The sequence below is a fragment of the Burkholderia sp. E168m23 genome (genome assembly GCF_016586125.1).
GTDB lineage: Bacteria > Pseudomonadota > Gammaproteobacteria > Burkholderiales > Burkholderiaceae > Burkholderia > Burkholderia orbicola.
Genome location: NZ_BCPP01001005.1, coordinates 1 through 2,501 on the forward strand (window position 1 = coordinate 1; position 2,501 = coordinate 2,501).

The window sequence follows — 2,501 nt, forward strand, 5'->3', positions numbered from 1 at the left end:
GCGGCCAGCGACTCGTTCCATGCCGACAAACGTTCTTCGTCGCGCGCCGCCAGTTGCGACTGCAGACCGGTGTGCGACTCGCGGATCGTCGACAGCAGATCGTTCGAGCGTTGTTCGAACGTCGACGCCTGGGCGGCGAGATCGCGCGTCGTTTGCGCAAGCGCGTCGCAGATTTCCTGCTGACGGCCCGCGCTATGCGCGCCCGCACGCTGCCACTCGTCGCCGAGCTTCGCGGCCATCGCGGCCAGCGAGTCGTTCCATGCAGCGAGACGTTCTTCATCACGCGCCGCCAGTTGCGTCTGCAAACCCGCGTGCGACTCGTGCATCGCGGCGAGCGTCGCGGCCGAATGGCGTTCGAACGTCGCGGCGGCTTCGCCCAGCGCGCGTGCATGCTGGCCGGCCAGCGTCTCGCCGACCTGCTCCTGGCGCGCCAGCGCCTCGCGCCATGCGTCCGACAGGCGGCCTTCGGTCGACTCGAGGCGCGTCGCGACGCCGTCGAGCAGATCCGACGAACGCTGCGCGAACGTGTCGGTGAACTGGCCGAGCGTCGTCTGCAACTGCTGCGCGACCGCGTCGCCCGCGCGGCGCTGTTCGTCGAGCGCCCGGTTCCACACGGCCGTCACGTTGCCAGTGGTCTTCTCGAAGCCTTCGGTCAGCCCGTCGAGCTGACGCTGCACCGCGCCCGTCACGGTGTCGCGCAGCGCGGCCATCTCCTGCGCGAGCCCCGTCATCGTCGCGGCGACGACCGGCTGCAGCGCGGCGCCGGCCACGCGCGCGCTTTCGGCGGCGCTTTCCTTCAGCGCGTCGCCGACGTTCGACGCCAGGCCCGCATACGCCCGCTCGGTCCGGTCGAAAAATGCCTGCTGGCTTTCGATCTGACGATCGTGCAACGCAACGCTGCGCGCCTCGAGCGTCGTCATCATCGTCTGCAACCGGTCGACCAGCGCCGGCATCACGTCGGCCTGGCGCTGCAGCAGCCGGAACGATTCGTCGCGCTGGTGCGCGGACGAATGCACGCGCAGCGTCGTCGCGATCTTCGCGTCGAGTTGCTGAGCCGCGTCGATCCGCTCGCGGCGCACGAGCGCGGACAGCAGCCCGAGCATCGCGGACGTCGCCACACCGGCGATCGACGTGCCGAACGCGAACCCGAGCCCCTTCACCGGCGCGATCAGCGACGCACGGATCGCATCGAGATCGGTCGCGCTCTCGAGCGCGGCGCCCGTGCCCTTCAGCGTGACGACCATCCCGAGCAGCGTGCCGAGCATGCCGAGCAGCACCAGCAGGCCGACGAGGTAAGGCGTGAGCGCCGGGCCCGGCAGCGCGACGCGCGCGCCTTCGACCCGGGCGCGCACCGCGCCGCGCAGGCCCGGATGCAGCGTGTCGAGCCACGGGTCGAGCGTCGCGGGCGGCGCGCTCAGGCCGGCGACCGCGTGCGACAGCGTGGCGGTCGCCTGCCGGTAGCGCAGCAGCTCCCATGCGCCGGCGACGTAGCACGCGCCGATCAGCAGCGTGACGGCCGCCGCCAGCGGGTTCGACGCGACATAGCCGGCACCGATCCAGCCCACTGCGAGCAGACCGGCGACGAAGACAACGAGATCAAGGCGAATTCTGGACATAGCGTGTTGATTAGCAGGTGCGAAGGGCCGCGAGCAGCCCGTCTACCGTTTGAAACCGGACTTCGAGTTCGGCAAGCAGAATGCTGTGCATCTCGTCGCGAAACGTATCGAGCCACGCGCCGGGCACGATCGCCGCGACGGTCGGGGTGTCGGCCGCCGCGCCCTCATCGGCCAGAGCGGATGCGTCGGCGTCAGGCGCAGCGGCGGCCGCGGCCACGGCTTCAGCCTCGGCCAGCGCCTGCCGCTCCGCGTCGCGCAGCCGCGCGAAGCGCGTGCCGAGCAGCGCGGGTATGGCCGACAGCAGGCTGCGCTCGCGCGCGCCGAGCACGCGCTCCATGATCGTGTCGAGCGTCGCAAGCCGCGCCATTCCGGACGAGCGCGCGGCGAGCGCGACCCGCAGGCGGCCGCGCAACTGGCCGATCGCCGTTTCCATGTCCTGCTGGAGGGTCAGGTACCGCTGGCGGAAATCCGCGAAATCGGCCGTATCGGCGGCCGGCGGCGGCAGGTCGCCCGGCCGGCGCCGCGCGCGCGGCCGCTGGGTGGCCGTGATCGCCTGCGCGAGGTCGTGGCGCACGCGCGCGCAGTCGCGCTCGGCGTCGTAGCCGCGCACGCCGGCCGCGACACCCGGCGGGCTCGCATTCAACGCGGACGACAGCGTGATCGCGTCGGTCCAGCCGAGCCACTGGCTCAGCCGGTCGGACAGCGTCTGCCGGGATTCCGCGACGTCGGCATCGGCCAGGCGCGCGAGCAGCCGGACGAGCGTCGGACCGCTCAACGCCGGGCGCGGAGATGCTTGCACCATGCTGCAAACCGTCAAAAAAGGCAGCAGTTTACACGTCGTCGGGCGGTCGGCCGCCAGAATCGGGGAAGCGGCGCGGTTCGGCG

General features: G+C 71.7%; 2 protein-coding genes. Both read right to left on the reverse strand.

The annotated features are described in order from the left end of the window. On the reverse strand, window positions 1–1,616 hold a 1,616-nt coding region (locus JMF90_RS33225; RefSeq protein ID WP_201326013.1), incomplete at its 3' end, for a DUF802 domain-containing protein. 10 nt (window positions 1,617–1,626) lie between these two features. Next, window positions 1,627–2,418 (reverse strand): DUF3348 domain-containing protein, encoded by a 792-nt coding sequence (locus JMF90_RS33230; RefSeq protein ID WP_011548347.1) that lies wholly within the window; start codon window positions 2,416–2,418, stop codon window positions 1,627–1,629. Between the last annotated feature and the right edge of the window lie 83 nt (window positions 2,419–2,501).

What these genes read in the sequence shown, in the direction of transcription:
- JMF90_RS33230 (WP_011548347.1), bottom strand. Translation starts at nt 2,418, where the DNA reads ATGGTGCAAGCATCTCCGCGCCCGGCGTTGAGCGGTCCGACGCTCGTC.